This is a genomic window from Streptomyces sp. Ag109_O5-1, from assembly GCF_003814875.1.
GTDB classification, from domain to species: domain Bacteria; phylum Actinomycetota; class Actinomycetes; order Streptomycetales; family Streptomycetaceae; genus Streptomyces; species Streptomyces sasae.
Genome location: NZ_RKQF01000001.1, coordinates 9,110,862 through 9,125,394 on the forward strand (window position 1 = coordinate 9,110,862; position 14,533 = coordinate 9,125,394).

The following is a 14,533-nucleotide window of genomic DNA, read 5'->3' on the forward strand; positions in this document are numbered from 1 at the left end:
CCCCGTGGAAAACGGCGCCGCCCAGCCCGTGATTGTCGCCATCGACGGCCCTGCCGGCACCGGCAAGTCGAGCACCTCCAAGGCCGTCGCCGCGCAGCTGGGCCTGAGCTACCTGGACACCGGCGCCCAGTACCGGGCGATCACCTGGTGGATGGTGACCAACGGGATCGACATCGCCGACCCGTCCGAGATCGCGGCCGCGGCCGGCAAGCCCGAGATCGTCTCCGGCACCGACCCGGCCAACCCGACGATCACGGTCGACGGCACCGACGTGTCCGGCCCGATCCGCACCCAGGAGGTCTCCTCCGCGGTCAGCGCCGTCAGCGCGGTGCCGGAGGTGCGGACCCGGATCACCGAGCTCCAGCGCTCGCTGGCCGCCTCGGCCCAGGTCGGCATCGTCGTCGAGGGCCGGGACATCGGTACGACCGTGCTGCCCGACGCCGACCTCAAGGTCTTCCTCACTGCCTCCGCAGAGGCCCGCGCCGCCCGGCGCAGCGGTGAGCTCAAGGGCGCCGACGTCAACGCCACCCGCGAGGCCCTGATCAAGCGGGACGCGGCCGACTCCTCCCGCAAGACCTCGCCGCTCGCCAAGGCGGACGACGCGGTCGAGGTGGACACCACCGAGCTGACGCTGGCCCAGGTCATCGAGTGCGTCGTCACCCTCGTCGAGGAGAAGCGGGCAGGGAAGTGAGTCTTCCGTCGCAGCGGGGCGCCGAGACCGGCCGGCGCATCGGGGTCGGCCTGATGTACGGGCTGTGGAAGCCGCGCGTGCTCGGTTCCTGGAAGGTGCCCGCGCACGGCCCGGCGATCCTCGCCGTGAACCACTCGCACAACATCGACGGTCCGATGGTCATGGGCGTGTCGCCCCGGCCGACGCACTTCCTCATCAAGAAGGAGGCGTTCGTCGGGCCGCTCGACCCGTTCCTGACCCGGATCGGCCAGCTGAAGGTGGACCGCCAGTCCGCCGACCGTACGGCAGTCACCCGGGCGCTCGGCGTCCTGGAGGCCGGGGGAGTGCTCGGCATCTTCCCCGAGGGCAGCCGGGGCGACGGCGACTTCGCCGCGCTGCGCGCAGGCCTTGCCTACTTCGCGGTCCGCTCCGGGGCGCCGATCGTCCCGGTGGCCGTACTGGGAAGCTCCGAGCGGCAGGGACGGTTGATAAAGGGGCTGCCCCCGCTGCGCTCCCGCGTCGACGTCGTCTTCGGCGACCCCTTCGAGGCGGGCGACGGCAGCGGCCGACGCACCCGCACGGCCCTGGACGAGGCCACCGAGCGCATCCAGAAGCAGCTCGCCGGCCACCTGGAAAACGCCAGGCGTCTGACCGGACGCTAGGCGACACTAAGTAGTGGATCTGCCCGGTATGCGGCCGATCCACCGATCACCACGATGAACGACGAGGTACGGACTTCATGAACGACCACAGCCAGCCCGGCGACTCGGCTGAGCACGAGTACGACCACGGGGCGCTCGGCGACGCCGAGTACGCGGAGTTCATGGAGCTCGCCGCGGAAGAGGGCTTCGACATCGAGGATGTCGAGGGTGCCATCGAGGAGGCCGGTCACGGCCCGCTGCCCGTCCTCGCCGTCGTCGGCCGCCCGAACGTCGGCAAGTCGACTCTGGTCAACCGCATCATCGGGCGCCGCGAGGCCGTCGTCGAGGACAAGCCCGGCGTCACCCGCGACCGCGTGACCTACGAGGCCGAGTGGGCCGGCCGCCGCTTCAAGGTCGTCGACACCGGCGGCTGGGAGCAGGACGTCCTCGGTATCGACGCCTCCGTGGCCGCCCAGGCCGAGTACGCGATCGAGGCGGCCGACGCGGTCGTCTTCGTCGTCGACGCCAAGGTCGGCGCCACCGACACCGACGAGGCGGTCGTACGGCTGCTGCGCAAGGCCGGCAAGCCGGTCGTGCTGGCCGCGAACAAGGTCGACGGCCCCAGCGGCGAGGCCGACGCGGCCTACCTCTGGTCCCTCGGCCTCGGCGAGCCGCACCCCGTCTCCGCCCTGCACGGCCGCGGCACCGGCGACATGCTCGACGCCGTCCTGGAGGCCCTGCCCGACGCGCCCGCGCAGACCTTCGGAGGCGCCGGCCTCGGCGGCCCGCGCCGGATCGCCCTCATCGGCCGCCCGAACGTCGGCAAGTCCTCCCTCCTCAACAAGGTGGCGGGCGAGGAGCGCGTCGTCGTCAACGAACTCGCCGGCACCACCCGCGACCCGGTCGACGAGCTGATCGAACTCGGCGGCATCACCTGGAAGTTCGTCGACACGGCGGGCATCCGCAAGCGCGTCCACCTCCAGCAGGGCGCCGACTACTACGCCTCGCTGCGCACCGCGGCCGCCGTCGAGAAGGCCGAGGTGGCGGTCATCCTGATCGACGCCTCCGAGTCCATCTCGGTCCAGGACCAGCGGATCGTCACCATGGCCGTCGAGGCGGGCCGCGCCATGGTCATCGCCTACAACAAGTGGGACACCCTCGACGAGGAGCGCCGCTACTACCTGGAGCGGGAGATCGAGACCGAGTTCGGCCAGGTCGCCTGGGCGCCCCGGGTCAACGTCTCCGCGTACACCGGCCGGCACATGGAGAAGCTGGTCCCCGCCATCGAGACCGCCCTGGCCGGCTGGGAGACCCGCGTCCCCACCGGCCGCCTCAACGCCTTCCTCGGCGAGCTGGTCTCGGCCCACCCGCACCCGGTCCGGGGCGGCAAGCAGCCGCGCATCCTGTTCGGCACCCAGGCCGGCACCAAGCCGCCGCGGTTCGTCCTCTTCGCTTCCGGCTTCATCGAGGCCGGCTACCGCCGCTTCATCGAGCGCCGGCTGCGCGAGGAGTTCGGCTTCGAGGGCACCCCGATCCATATCTCCGTGCGGGTCCGCGAGAAGCGCGGCGCGAAGAAGAAGTAGGCGCATGCAGAAGTAGGCGCACGCCTGAGGGGCGGCCACCGTCCGCGGTGGCCGCCCCTCAGGCATGTGTCACAGACCCCGGCGCGGGCCCGGCGGAAGCGCCGCGGGGAGGGGGCTCATCCCGGTGTCCTGGGACCGCCCGAGCGTCCCGATCCGCTGCCACTGCGGCGGCTGCGGCTGATCGCCGCCGTGCCGGGCGCTGTAGGCACCCGCGCTGTACGCGCTGTACGAGCTCCCCCCGTACGACCCCAGGCCGTAGGTGCCGGTGCTGAACGGGGTGTTCCCGAAGGCGACGAACCCCAGTTCCTCCTCGCCGCTGCGGTCACCCGGCAGCGTACGGAAGTTCTTGACCCACTCCGTGTAGAGCGAGTCGTAGATCGGCGTGGCCGAGACCCTGCTTGAGGCCTCCTGAGCCGTCCGAGCGGGCGGAATGACGGAGAAGGACGGCCGGCGGGGGGGAAGGTCGTATGCGTGCACGTATGTCCAAACGACCGGGTTCGTGAAGAGATGCGGCTTGTTGACGCCCCTTTAGGGGCGCGGGGCTGCATTGGATTTGCGGCTACCGCCGCGTGGGCGCGAGAAACCACGACGGCGCCGCACCCGCCACCGAACCGCAGCCCCCCACCCCATTGGGTGAACCTCAAAGCCCCGCAAGTGGAAGTGCCGCCGCCACCAGCTTCCCGTTCGCGGCCGCTTTGTCGATCGCATCCCGCAGCAGGTCCTCGCGCGGCTGCCGCCCGATCGACCCCACCGGCGCCGCGAACATCAGCACCTGCTGGTGCTTGTTCGCCGCCGCCCGCCATCCGTCGGTCACCTGCAACGGCTGGTGCGCCTGCCACCAGGCGACCGGCTGGCCGCCGGTCGGCCCCGGCTGCAGCACCGCGTGCAGCTGACCCACCGCCAGCAGCACCGACCACCCGTGCAGCACCGGCGGCACCGCGGCCAGCTGGGTCATCGGCATGAAGCCCTGCTCGATGAGGAGCGGCAGGAAGTCGTCGCCGACCCCGTCCGTGCCGGGCCGCGCGATCGGCGAGGTCGGCTCGACCACGAGCGCGGGGTGCAACTCACCGGCGATCAGCACCAGTCCGCTGGTCACCCCGAGCACCGCCTGCTCGGGCACGGACTTCTGCGGCCCGCCGGGCGCGCTGTCGCCGCTGATGGAGCGGACCGCGCCCTGCAGCTGCTCCTCGGTGACCTGGACGACCTGCGAGGGCAGACAGCTGGCATGGGCGAAGGCGAGGACGGCGGTCTCGTCCCCGATGAACAGGACGGTGCTGGTGCGCTCCTGTTCGGAGTCGCCCGGGGTACGGCACGACGTGCAGTCGTAACTGCCGGGGGCGTTGTCTCCGGCGAGCAGCCGGTCGGCTTCTTCGTCGCCGATCTCGGCGCGTACCTCGTCGCTGACGTCGAGCATGCGCGGCACGGTGGCTCCCTCGGGATGCGGTGCGTGAAGGCCCGGGTGGCTCCCGGTCCGTGAGCCCCCGGGGTTGCGGGCTCATGAAGAAGACAACGGGTGATCTGTGGTGGGGGTCACGCACCGAGGGGATCGGGATCGAACCATCCACTGCGCAGGGTCACACTCGGTGCGGAATCCCGCACTCATCGTCAACTCTTCGCAAGCCAAAGGGATTTGACGCGGTGAAGTGAATCACAGATTCGTCGAACCCATGGTCGACAAATCATGAAATCAGGGAATGAAGTGGGTGGCCGAAAATCGATGCTACCACGGGTAACGCGGAACTGGCCTGGCCTGACGGGCAGTTGGTTGATTTCGGGCGTTCCCGGTCCCTAGATTCCTCCGCCGTGTGCAACTAGCACCGCTCGGGTACGTCCGCCGGCCGGCACCAGGCAGAGCACCACCGCAGGGACCGGCCGCGGCGGACGGGGCGAGCGCGACCGACCGCGTCCATGCGCGGGGGCCGCGCCTCGCCCGGGGGAGCCCGGGTACGTGGAGAGGGAAATACATGTCCGAGTGTGCCGATACCACCCGTGAGACCGTCGCCAAGAACGGCTCCCGCAAGGGCCGTACGACGGCGGCCCTGGCCGGAGCGGCGCTGCTCGCCCCGCTGGGCCTGCTGGCCGCGACCGGCAACGCCGCGGCGGCGGACAACGGAGTGTGGGACCGCATCGCCCAGTGCGAGAGCGGCGGCAACTGGCACATCAACACCGGCAACGGCTACTACGGCGGACTCCAGTTCTCCGCCTCCACCTGGCGCGCGTACGGCGGCACCGCCTACGCGGGGACGGCCGACCAGGCCTCCAGGGAAGCGCAGATAGCCGTCGCCACCAAGGTTCAGCACGCCCAGGGCTGGGGCGCGTGGCCGGTCTGCTCGGGGCGGGCCGGAGCGACCGGCTCGGCGCCCGAGAGCGCCTCGGTGACCACGAAGAGCAGCACGGAGTCGGCGACGAAGTCGACGCCGGTCAGGAAGTCGACCCCCGCGGCGAAGACGCCGCAGCGCTCGACGCCGCACACCGGCCGCAGCTCGTCCCGGGGCGACTACACCGTCCGCGAGGGCGACACCCTGAGCCAGATCGCCGAGCGACACGGCACCACCTGGCAGCATCTCTACGCCGCCAACAAGGCCGTCATCGGCGGCGACCCGAACCTCATCATGCCCGGGCAGCACCTCGCGCTCTGACGCGCACCCCTGCTCCGCACCGCCCCGCCCGGTCCGACCGGGCGGGGCGTGGTGTGTTGTGCGGGGGCGGCGGGTGCATGCTCCAAAACGAGGCCGTGCGTTCCGATGTGATGCCGATTCACGCACGGGTCGGCCCGCCGCCGCAGGGGGGTTCTGTGCCGAAGCCGTGAAACTCTTATGCGGTGTCAGCTGCCGCGACGGTCTGTGGATTCGGAATGAATTGGGCCCAGGCGGCGCCCTTGTCCCCGGCTTCCGGTCCTTGCTCCCGGTCCTTTCCGGCGGCTTTTCGGAAGACCCTACCGGCTTCAGGGAATTGCGTTCGAATGCGCCAGGAAGGCGTACGGAACCGCTCGTACGTGTGACTGGCTTCGGCACAAACGTGTGTCGTGATTCTGTGACAGAAGTGTGACCGGGGCCGGACTCGGGATAGCGTGACCGCATGGCACCGAATCCGACTCCGCCGACGGAGCCCCAGGACAGCCCGGAAGGGTACGTAGGCCTCGACGCGGGCGACGCGGAGCGGCTCGCCCGGGATCGCGGGTGGCCGACGGTGCGTGCGCTGCCGCCAGGCGCGATCATCACCATGGAGTACCGGGCGGGGCGGCTCAACTTCGAGGTACGGGACGGTGTCGTGGCGCGCGCCTGGAAGGGCTGACCGTACGACGGCGAAGGCCCCGGTTCCCGCAGGGGGAACCGGGGCCTTTCGCTGTGCGGGGCTGGTTCGTGCGTACCGGACCCCGCCGTGCTTCCGTGATCCGTCCGTCAGCCGCCGGTCAGCGGGCGGGCCGCCGGGGTGGCGGTGCCGCGCGGCAGGCGGTCGGAGTGCGGTGGCCGGCGGCTGCCCGCCGGCGTCACCGGGGTGCGCTCCGAGCGGGCCGTGTGCGGGCCGGGCGCGAGATGGATCGGGGCCCGGGGCTGGCGGCCCGAGGGGACCGGTTCGAGCTCCGGGGCCGGCGAGTCCCCGGCGGGCGCCGGACGCGGCTTGAGCGCCACCGGCACCGGGACCGGCGCGGGCACCGTGCTGCCGCGGCGGGAGCGCCGGCGGTCGCGCAGACGGTCGCGCAGGTCGAAGATCTGGGTCTCGGTGCGGTCGATGAACGGTTCGCACCACGGCAGCGCCAGCAGGATCAGCAGTCCCGCGGCCCAGCCCAGCAACACGTCGCTCAGCCAGTGCGTACCGAGGTAGACGGTGGACATGCCGACGCCGAGGGAGGTGATCGCGGAGGCCGCGGACAGCCAGCGGCGGGCTCTCGGGGTGGAGGCCAGATACGCCAGAATTCCCCAGGTCAACACCGCGTTGGCGGTATGGCCGCTGGGAAATATATCGCCGCCCAGGCCCATCTCGTTCGAGCCGATCACGGTCGCGTAGTGCGGTCCGAGGCGCCCCATGCCGAGCTTGGCGGCGCCGACCGTGATGTTGAGCAGCAGCAGGGAGACACCGAGCGTCAGCAGCGGACGCAGGGTGTGCTGCCGCCACGAGCGCCAGCCCAGCCAGGACGCGACCATCACGGCCGTCGGGCCGCGCTGGCCGAGGACCACGTAGTAATCGACGAACCAGTGGATCCCCGCCCACTGCTGGTACGGCCGGAAGAACATGACCTGCCAGTCGAGCCGGACCAGCCACGACGTGATCACGACGGCCCACACGATCGCCAGGTAGAAGGCGAGGGTCGCGGTGAACAACACGACCCGGTGCCGGCTCATCTTCGGCACATCAATGTGGGCCGGCCGTTCCGGCTCACGGTCCAGCCTGGCGAACACCCGGTCCAGACGGGTCAGGTTTCGTTCGGTACGCACTCAATCGACGTTACAGCGAGTGAGCTCTGTTCCCGGTCGAAACAGCGGCTTTGTGATGACGATGTGATGTGGGAAACCTCTCAGGAGGTCTCCGAATTCTAAGGATTCCGTAATCCTCGGCGTGTCTGCCCTTCAATTCCTTTGATCATGCCGGGTCGCCGTTTTATGCCGCTTATGAATTCGTTAACCAAGGCATGGGGCGGAATTCTCCGGCTGCTCATCGGCGCCACCGAAATGATCATGGAGGCCCGGAGCCGTTCAGCCAGAACGCGCCATACACCGCCGCCACCACCGCGATCCCAGCGGTGACCAGCGCCGTTCTGCCGGTGCGCAGCCGTGCGAGGGCCAGGGCGAGGGGCAGCAGCACCGGGAAGGCCGGCATCAGCAGCCGCGGCTTGGAACCGAAGTAGCTCGACGCGCACAGTGCCAGTGCGAGGACGACACCGGTGTAGACCAGCAGGGGAAGCGGCTGCCGCTGGCGGACGCCGGTCACGTAGAGCCACAGCAGGAGGCCGACGCCCACGATCAAACCCGCTCCGGCCGGAGCGGACGGAAATGACGTGAACTTGTCGCCGACGAAGCGTGCGAACGCATAGCCGCCGTCGAAGCCGTTGCGCCAGCCCGCCTGGACGTCCAGATAGCCGAGCGGGCCCTTGCCGGTGCGGTGGCCGACCCACAGGACATAGGCGGCGGTGCCGACGGGGGCGAGGAGCATGCCGAGGGCGCGCCGCCAGGGCGGTGCGCCGGTCGTCCACACCATGCGCCGGGCGCGGGCGGCGCTGGACAAGGAGGGGGCGTGTTCGTTCTCATACGCGCCGCCCACATCATCCGTACCCCGGTCCCGCACGCCCCCGCTCCGATCCCGCACGAACGAGACCGCCCCCGCCGTCCACACCGCCGCCACCACGGCAAGACCCACCGGCCGGGTCAGCCCCGCCAGCGCCGCCAGCGCCCCGGCGGTCACCCAGCGACCGGTCAGCACGGCGTACAGCGACCACGCGGCCAGTGCCGTGAACAGCGACTCGCTGTACGCCATCGACTGCACGACCCCGACCGGCAGCACGGCCCACAGCAGCACCGCGCAGACCCCCACCCGTCGGCCGTACACGAAGTCCGCGACCGCGAAGATCCCCCAGGCCGCGGCGAGCGAGGCGAGCAGACTGACCGTGAAGCCCGCGCCGGCGTACGTGAAGGGCGTGCACGCGTGCAGCAGGCGCTCCAGCCAGGGCAGCAGCGGGAAGAAGGCGAGGTCGGAGTGGACGTCGCCGTTCGGCAGCCGCACCTCGTAGCCGTACCCGAGCTCGGCGACCCGCACGTACCACAGCGAGTCCCAGCGCGCCGTCAACAAGTGGTACGCGCTCTTGCCGCGCGCCCCGCTCCACACGGCCAGCGCGACCAGGCCCAGGGCGCGCACGGCCACGTACCCGAGCAGGGCCGGCGCCGCCCGGCGCGGGGCCGGGGCGCGCGGTGGAGCAAGGGGCGTTCCAAGATCGGTCACGGGCTCGATTATCGACGGGCCGCGGAACCGGAGGCCTCGCCGGGGCGTGGTGCACAGCGGGGCCAGTGGCGTACGCCACATGAGTTCTGTGGAGAGTGTGAGAGGTCCGCCACGTGCCCCCGGAACGAACTCGCGTACGCTGACGTGTCACTCGCGTTCGTATGCGCGGGCCGGAGACCCCGCTCCTCTCCGGCCGTACGACGGGGAGTCCCCACCCCGCCGATCCGCCGCACGCGAGGGATCATCTGGGAGGTTCGTAGATGTCCGGGACGACCACGGCGGCCGCACGGCCGCACTGTCGGGCGCCCGTGGCCGGTGCCGGTGCCAACCGCTGGGTCGTCCTCGTCGTTCTCTGCGTCAGCCTGCTGCTGGTCGCCCTCGACGCGACCGTGCTGCATGTCGCGGTGCCCGCCGTCACCGCGGACCTCAAACCCGGCGCCATGGAGCTGCTCTGGATCGTCGACGTCTACCCGCTGGTCTGCGCCTCGCTGCTGATCCTCTTCGGCACGCTCGGCGACCGCGTGGGCCGGCGGCGCGTCCTGCTCCTCGGCTATGCCCTGTTCGGCGTCGCCTCCGCGGCGGCCGCGGTCGCGCCGAGCGCGGCGATGCTGATCATGGCGCGGGCGCTGCTCGGTGTGGGCGGTGCGATGATCATGCCCGCGACACTGTCGATCCTCCGGCAGGTCTTCCCCGACCGCCGTGAGCGGGCCCTCGCCATCGGCATCTGGAGCGCGGTCGCCGCGGTCGGCGCGGCCGTCGGCCCCCTCCTCGGCGGCTTCCTCCTCGAACACTTCTGGTGGGGCTCCGTCTTCCTGGTCAACATCCCGCTGATGCTGGTCAGCCTCCCGGTGGGCCGCCTTCTCCTCCCCGAGTCCCGCGGCGACCGCGACGGCCCCTGGGACGTGGTCGGCGCGCTGATGGCGGCGGCCGGTCTGTTCGGCGTGGTCTTCGCCGTGAAGCGGCTGGGCGGCGGCGAGCCGGCGGGCAGTGCGCTGACCGTGGTGCCGTTGGTGCTGGGGGCGCTGCTGCTGTTCCTCTTCGTACGACGGCAACGACGCCGTACGTTCCCGCTGGTGGACCTGAGGATGTTCGGGCGGCCCGCGTTCAGTACGGCGGTCGGCTGCATCGTGCTGGCGATGCTCGCGCTGGTGGGTCTCGAACTGATCGCCGCGCAGTACCTGCAGCTGGTCCTGGGCCTGTCGCCTCTGCAGACGGGTCTACGACTGCTGCCGCTGACGCTCGCCGCGATGGCGGCGGGGCTGGCCGGGGCGCGGATGCTGCGGCGCTTCGGGCCGCGCCGGATGGTGTGCTTCGGCTTCTGCCTGACCGCGGCGGCGGTGCTGACGCTGACGGCGATGGGCGGGACGGACAACGCGGCCCTGCTGCTGGTCGGCTTCCTCCTGCTCGGGTTCGGGCTGGAGACCACGCTCTTCGGGGCGTACGAGTCGATGCTGAGCGAGGCGCCGGCGGCGCAGGCCGGCGGGGCGGCGGCGATCGGCGAGACCTCGTACCAGCTGGGCGCGGGGATCGGGATCGCGTTGCTGGGCAGCGTGATGAACGCGGCGTACACGCCGGGGCTGTCCCGGGTGCCGGGCGTACCGGCGTCGGCGTCGGCCGCGGCGGGGCACTCGCTGGGGGAGGCGTACGAGGTCGCCGGGCGGCTGGGCGGAGCGGCGGGCGCGGCGCTGCGGCATGCGGCGCGGGACTCCTTCGTGCACGGTCTGCATGTGACGCTGCTGGTGAGCGCGGGGCTGCTGCTCCTGGGGGCGGTGATGGCGCTGCGGTTGCCGCGGGCCATGCAGTGCGAGGACAGACCGGTGGAGGTCCCAGCCCCCCGGGAACCTTCACGCTCCCGCGTCTCGGCCTGACGCTGCGTTCTCCCGTGTGCGGGTCAGGGCTTTCCCCGCCCACGCACCGCCCGTGCGGGTCACCAACAAGGTGGACCTCTCCCGTGGGGGCCGTTCGCCGTTGGCGGCTGCGGCCTGCGGGCCGCAGGCCGCGGGGTGCGGGGTGAGGCGGGTGCGATGGGGATCCGTGGGTTGCGTCGGAGACCGGCGGCCGCCGGCGGTGAATGCGCCCCACGGGCGACGTCCACCTTGTTGGTGACTCGCACGGGTGGTGCGCAGGTGGGAGAACAGGGAGACTGCACATAGCCGATGTAACTAGCGGTGCTAGTTTTTGGGAGGGTTCTCATGTCCGCGTCCGTGAAGCTGCCTCCGTTCGATCCCGGTGACCCGCTCGGTATCGACGATCTCCTGGAGCCGGAGGATCTCGCCGTGCGGGACACCGTGCGGAGCTGGGCGGCGGACCGTGTGCTGCCGTACGTCGCCGAGTGGTACGAGAGCGGTGAGCTGCCCGGCATCAGGGAGCTCGCCAAGGAGCTCGGGTCGATCGGGGCCCTCGGGATGTCGCTCGACGGGTACGGGTGCGCGGGCGCGTCCGCCGTGCAGTACGGGCTCGCCTGCCTGGAGCTGGAGGCCGCCGACTCGGGCATCCGGTCGCTCGTCTCCGTGCAGGGGTCCCTCGCCATGTACGCCATCCACCGCTTCGGCAGCGAGGCGCAGAAGCAGCGCTGGCTGCCGGGCATGGCCGCCGGTGACGTCATCGGGTGCTTCGGGCTCACCGAGCCGGATCACGGCTCCGACCCGGCCGCCATGCGGACGCACGCCAGGCGCGACCCCGGCGGCGACTGGGTGCTCAACGGGCGGAAGATGTGGATCACCAACGGTTCGGTGGCGGGCGTCGCCGTCGTCTGGGCGCAGAGCGACAACGGCATCCGCGGGTTCGTCGTGCCCACCGACACACCCGGGTTCTCGGCGCCCGAGATCAAGCACAAGTGGTCGCTGCGGGCGAGTGTCACCAGCGAGCTGGTGCTGGACGACGTACGGCTGCCCGCCGATGCCGTACTGCCCGAGGTCACCGGGCTCAAGGGGCCGCTCAGCTGTCTGTCGCACGCCCGGTACGGGATCGTGTGGGGCGCCATGGGCGCGGCCCGCACCTGCTTCGAGACCGCAGTCGGCTACGCGAAGTCGCGGGAGCAGTTCGGTCGGCCCATCGGCGGCTTCCAGCTCACCCAGGCCAAACTCGCCGACATGGCGGTCGAACTGCACAAGGGGATCCTGCTCGCCCATCATCTGGGGCGGCGGATGGACGCCGGCCGCCTGCGTCCCGAGCAGGTCAGCTTCGGCAAGCTCAACAACGTACGGGAGGCGATCGAGATCTGCCGTACGGCGCGGACGATTCTCGGGGCGAACGGGATCTCGCTGGAGTACCCCGTGATGCGGCACGCGACCAACCTCGAGTCGGTGCTCACCTACGAGGGCACCGTCGAGATGCACCAGCTCGTGCTGGGCAAGGCGCTCACCGGACTCGACGCCTTCCGGTGAACCCTGCGCGGGGGCAGGGCCGGTGAGCGGCCCTGCCTCAGCTCTGGTTGAAGAAGCCGTCCTCCCGGCGCCTGGCCGGCTCACCGTTGACGATCTCGGTGTTCGAGGGGGTCAGCAGGAAGACCCGGTTGGCGACCCGCTCGATGGTGCCGCGCAGACCGAAGGTCAGCCCGGCCGCGAAGTCGACGACACGCTTGGCGTCGCCCGGCTCCATGGCCGTGAGGTTCACGATGACCGGCACGCCCTCGCGGAACAGCTCACCGATCGCACGGGCGTCCCGGAAGCTGTCCGGGGTGACCGTGCCGATCCGGCGGCCCTTCTCCTCGGCGGTGTCCGAGGCCACCCTGACCCGAGGGTCGGTGACCCAGGCATCCCCGTGGGGCTGCTCGGTCCCTTCGGAGTAGTCGTCGTCGTAGTAGCGCTCGTCATCGTTGTCGTCGACGAGGCCAAGCCAGGCACTCGCCTTGCGTACCGATCCCATGGACGCCTCCTCTCACAGCGGTCTTTCATGCTTCCGCATCCCTATGGTCGTCCATGATGCGGATGGCGCGCCAAGTGGATAGACGCCGCGCGGGGGGTTTGTGACGGTACTGGTGCAGAGCGAATACGTCGAGAGCCCAGTTGTGCCAAGGGCCTTAGCTCACACGGCTGCTGACTGTGAGTGAAATATGATTGTTCCGGGCGTATGGGTGACGAACCGTACGTCCGGGTGAACCGGTTGAGGGGGATTTCGGACGTGTTCGGGATGGTCAGACCGTGTGGTCATCGGCTCGGTAAGAGATTCAGGGACCAGTGGATGGCGCACCTGTGCGGGCTGTGTCTCGCGCTGCGCGGTGACCACGGTCAGTTCGCACGGCTCGTGACGAACTACGACGGACTGCTGATATCCGTTTTGACGGAGGCTCAGGCACCGCGGCCGGACGACTGGCGGCGTACGGCCGGGCCGTGCCCCCTGCGCGGGATGCGCACCGCCTCCGTCGCGCGGGGCGAGGGCACGCGGCTCGCCGCCGCCGTCTCGCTGGTGCTCGCCTCGGCCAAGGTGCGTGACCATGTCGCCGACGGGGACGGTCTGCTGGCGCGCCGTCCGGTCGCGGCCGCCGCCCGCCGGGTCGCCACCGGCTGGGGGCGGGCGGGGGCCCGCGGGGGTACGGCGGTCGGGTTCGACACCGGGATCCTCGTCGACGCCGTCGACCGGCAACTCGGCATCGAGGCGCTCGCGGGACCGGGGACGCCCCTGCTGACGGTGACCGAACCCACCGAGACGGCCACCGCCGCCGCCTTCGCGCACACCGCAGTCCTGGCCGGCCGGCCAGGCAACGCCGGACCGCTCGCCGAGGCCGGGCGCTACTTCGGCCGGCTCGCGCATCTGCTGGGGACCATGTCCGGGCGCTCTGACAGGGGCGTGCCGCTCGCCGTGAAGATCGTGGTGAGCGGAGGGCTCGGGGTCGGCAAGACGACGTTCATCGGCGCGATCTCGGAGATCGAACCGCTGGACACGGAGGCGGCGATCACCCAGGTGTCGGTGGGCATCGACTCCCTCGCCGGGGTCGAGTCCAAGACGACGACCACCGTGGCCCTCGACTTCGGCCGGATCACGCTGGATCCGTCCATCGCGCTGTATCTGTTCGGGACTCCCGGGCAGGACCGGTTCTCGTTCCTGTGGGACGACCTGGTGGAGGGCGCGCTGGGCACGGTGGTCCTCGCGGACACACGCCGGATCGAGGACTGCTTCCCCGCCGTCGACTACTTCGAGGCCCACGGGGCGCCCTTCGTCCTCGCCGTGAACCGCTTCGACGGCGCCGAGCGGTTCGAGCTGGAGGAGGTCCGGGAGGCGCTGGGCCTGGGCGCCGATGTCCCGGTGCTGGAGTGCGACGCGCGGGAGCGCGGGTCGGTGCGGGATGTGCTGGGTGCGTTGATGGACCGGGTGATCGGGGTGAGGTCCGGGTCGAGGAAGAGGGCGATGGCCGTGCGCTAGTCGCCGCGGGGCGTGGGGCGAGTGCGGGTTGTGTCTGGTTGCTCGCGCCCACGCGGCGGAGCCGCATATCTGTGCAGCTCCGCGCCCCTTGGGGCGCGTGAATCCGGCGTCTGTTCTTGAGTGCGGGGCGCGAGGGGAGGGGTGCGCGTGTGAAGGCGGAGGGTGAAGCGCGAGGAAGAACGCGAAGAGTCCCCGCCGTCGGCGGGGCGCGCAGGGGGTCAGCTCAACAGGAACAGGACCACACTCGACCGAAGTCGATGTGGGAGCGGGTGACCAGCCACTGCTGCGGATGCATGAGCCAAGTGGAACAGGTCTCCGGTTTTCCGTCAACTGACATGAGACGC

At 70.9% G+C, this 14,533-nt stretch carries 13 protein-coding genes; 8 read left to right on the plus strand and 5 right to left on the minus strand.

Going from position 1 to position 14,533, the window contains the following annotated elements; translation table 11 throughout:
* Positions 1 to 4: 4 nt before the first annotated feature.
* The 3 genes from cmk to der all read left to right on the plus strand — a co-directional run bounded on the left by cmk (position 5) and on the right by der (position 2,894).
* On the plus strand, positions 5 to 691 hold the full coding sequence (gene cmk, locus EDD90_RS41500) for a (d)CMP kinase (RefSeq protein WP_123978239.1): 687 nt from the start codon (positions 5 to 7) through the stop codon (positions 689 to 691).
* Positions 692 to 744: 53 nt separating this feature from the next.
* A complete protein-coding gene (locus tag EDD90_RS41505) occupies positions 745 to 1,332 on the plus strand; it encodes a 1-acyl-sn-glycerol-3-phosphate acyltransferase (RefSeq protein WP_123982180.1) in 588 nt (195 codons plus the stop codon).
* Positions 1,333 to 1,409: 77 nt separating this feature from the next.
* A complete protein-coding gene (gene der, locus EDD90_RS41510; RefSeq protein WP_123978240.1) occupies positions 1,410 to 2,894 on the plus strand; it encodes a ribosome biogenesis GTPase Der in 1,485 nt (494 codons plus the stop codon).
* A gap of 69 nt (positions 2,895 to 2,963) precedes the next feature.
* On the opposite strand, the gene EDD90_RS41515 is transcribed toward der, so the two are convergent.
* Positions 2,964 to 3,371, minus strand: coding sequence for a hypothetical protein (locus tag EDD90_RS41515; protein WP_123978241.1), 408 nt, complete (start codon positions 3,369 to 3,371; stop codon positions 2,964 to 2,966).
* Positions 3,372 to 3,534: 163 nt separating this feature from the next.
* On the minus strand, positions 3,535 to 4,317 hold the full coding sequence (locus EDD90_RS41520) for a hypothetical protein (RefSeq protein ID WP_123978242.1): 783 nt from the start codon (positions 4,315 to 4,317) through the stop codon (positions 3,535 to 3,537).
* Between the two features lie 541 nt (positions 4,318 to 4,858).
* On the opposite strand from EDD90_RS41520, the gene EDD90_RS41525 reads away from it, so the two are divergent.
* Positions 4,859 to 5,533, plus strand: coding sequence for a transglycosylase family protein (locus EDD90_RS41525; RefSeq protein ID WP_123978243.1), 675 nt, complete (start codon positions 4,859 to 4,861; stop codon positions 5,531 to 5,533).
* Between the two features lie 439 nt (positions 5,534 to 5,972).
* Positions 5,973 to 6,188: an I78 family peptidase inhibitor gene (locus EDD90_RS41530; RefSeq protein WP_123978244.1), complete on the plus strand. Its 216-nt coding sequence runs from the start codon at positions 5,973 to 5,975 to the stop codon at positions 6,186 to 6,188.
* 107 nt (positions 6,189 to 6,295) lie between these two features.
* Here the strand turns inward: EDD90_RS41530 and EDD90_RS41535 are convergent, their stop codons facing one another.
* Entirely contained in the window at positions 6,296 to 7,330 is a 1,035-nt protein-coding gene (locus EDD90_RS41535) for a phosphatase PAP2 family protein (RefSeq protein WP_123978245.1), read from the minus strand.
* Positions 7,331 to 7,568: 238 nt separating this feature from the next.
* The gene (locus tag EDD90_RS41540) at positions 7,569 to 8,828 is read right to left on the minus strand and encodes a mannosyltransferase family protein (RefSeq protein ID WP_123978246.1); all 1,260 of its coding nucleotides are present in this window, start codon (positions 8,826 to 8,828) and stop codon (positions 7,569 to 7,571) included.
* Positions 8,829 to 9,088: 260 nt separating this feature from the next.
* Here EDD90_RS41540 and EDD90_RS41550 point away from each other — a divergent pair, with 260 nt between their 5' ends.
* Complete coding sequence (locus EDD90_RS41550; RefSeq protein WP_123978247.1) at positions 9,089 to 10,696, plus strand: MFS transporter; 1,608 nt, start codon at positions 9,089 to 9,091, stop codon at positions 10,694 to 10,696.
* A gap of 324 nt (positions 10,697 to 11,020) precedes the next feature.
* Positions 11,021 to 12,214 carry an acyl-CoA dehydrogenase family protein gene (locus EDD90_RS41555; protein WP_123978248.1) on the plus strand — a complete coding sequence of 398 codons (1,194 nt, stop codon included), beginning with the start codon at positions 11,021 to 11,023 and terminating at the stop codon, positions 12,212 to 12,214.
* 37 nt (positions 12,215 to 12,251) lie between these two features.
* Here EDD90_RS41555 and EDD90_RS41560 read toward each other — a convergent pair whose 3' ends face one another.
* Entirely contained in the window at positions 12,252 to 12,695 is a 444-nt protein-coding gene (locus tag EDD90_RS41560) for a cell division protein SepF (protein ID WP_123978249.1), read from the minus strand.
* Positions 12,696 to 12,950: 255 nt separating this feature from the next.
* Here EDD90_RS41560 and EDD90_RS57855 point away from each other — a divergent pair, with 255 nt between their 5' ends.
* Positions 12,951 to 14,189 carry a DUF5685 family protein gene (locus tag EDD90_RS57855; protein WP_260328458.1) on the plus strand — a complete coding sequence of 413 codons (1,239 nt, stop codon included), beginning with the start codon at positions 12,951 to 12,953 and terminating at the stop codon, positions 14,187 to 14,189.
* The last annotated feature ends 344 nt before the right edge of the window (positions 14,190 to 14,533 follow it).

Excerpts from the sequence above, each read along its gene's own strand:
- EDD90_RS41505 (WP_123982180.1), top strand. The coding sequence starts at position 745 with ATGTACGGGCTGTGGAAGCCGCGCGTGCTCGGTTCCTGGAAGGTGCCC.
- der (WP_123978240.1), top strand. The coding sequence starts at position 1,410 with ATGAACGACCACAGCCAGCCCGGCGACTCGGCTGAGCACGAGTACGAC.
- EDD90_RS41525 (WP_123978243.1), top strand. The coding sequence starts at position 4,859 with ATGTCCGAGTGTGCCGATACCACCCGTGAGACCGTCGCCAAGAACGGC.
- EDD90_RS41530 (WP_123978244.1), top strand. The coding sequence starts at position 5,973 with ATGGCACCGAATCCGACTCCGCCGACGGAGCCCCAGGACAGCCCGGAA.
- EDD90_RS41550 (WP_123978247.1), top strand. The coding sequence starts at position 9,089 with ATGTCCGGGACGACCACGGCGGCCGCACGGCCGCACTGTCGGGCGCCC.
- EDD90_RS41555 (WP_123978248.1), top strand. The coding sequence starts at position 11,021 with ATGTCCGCGTCCGTGAAGCTGCCTCCGTTCGATCCCGGTGACCCGCTC.
- EDD90_RS41560 (WP_123978249.1), bottom strand. The coding sequence starts at position 12,695 with ATGGGATCGGTACGCAAGGCGAGTGCCTGGCTTGGCCTCGTCGACGAC.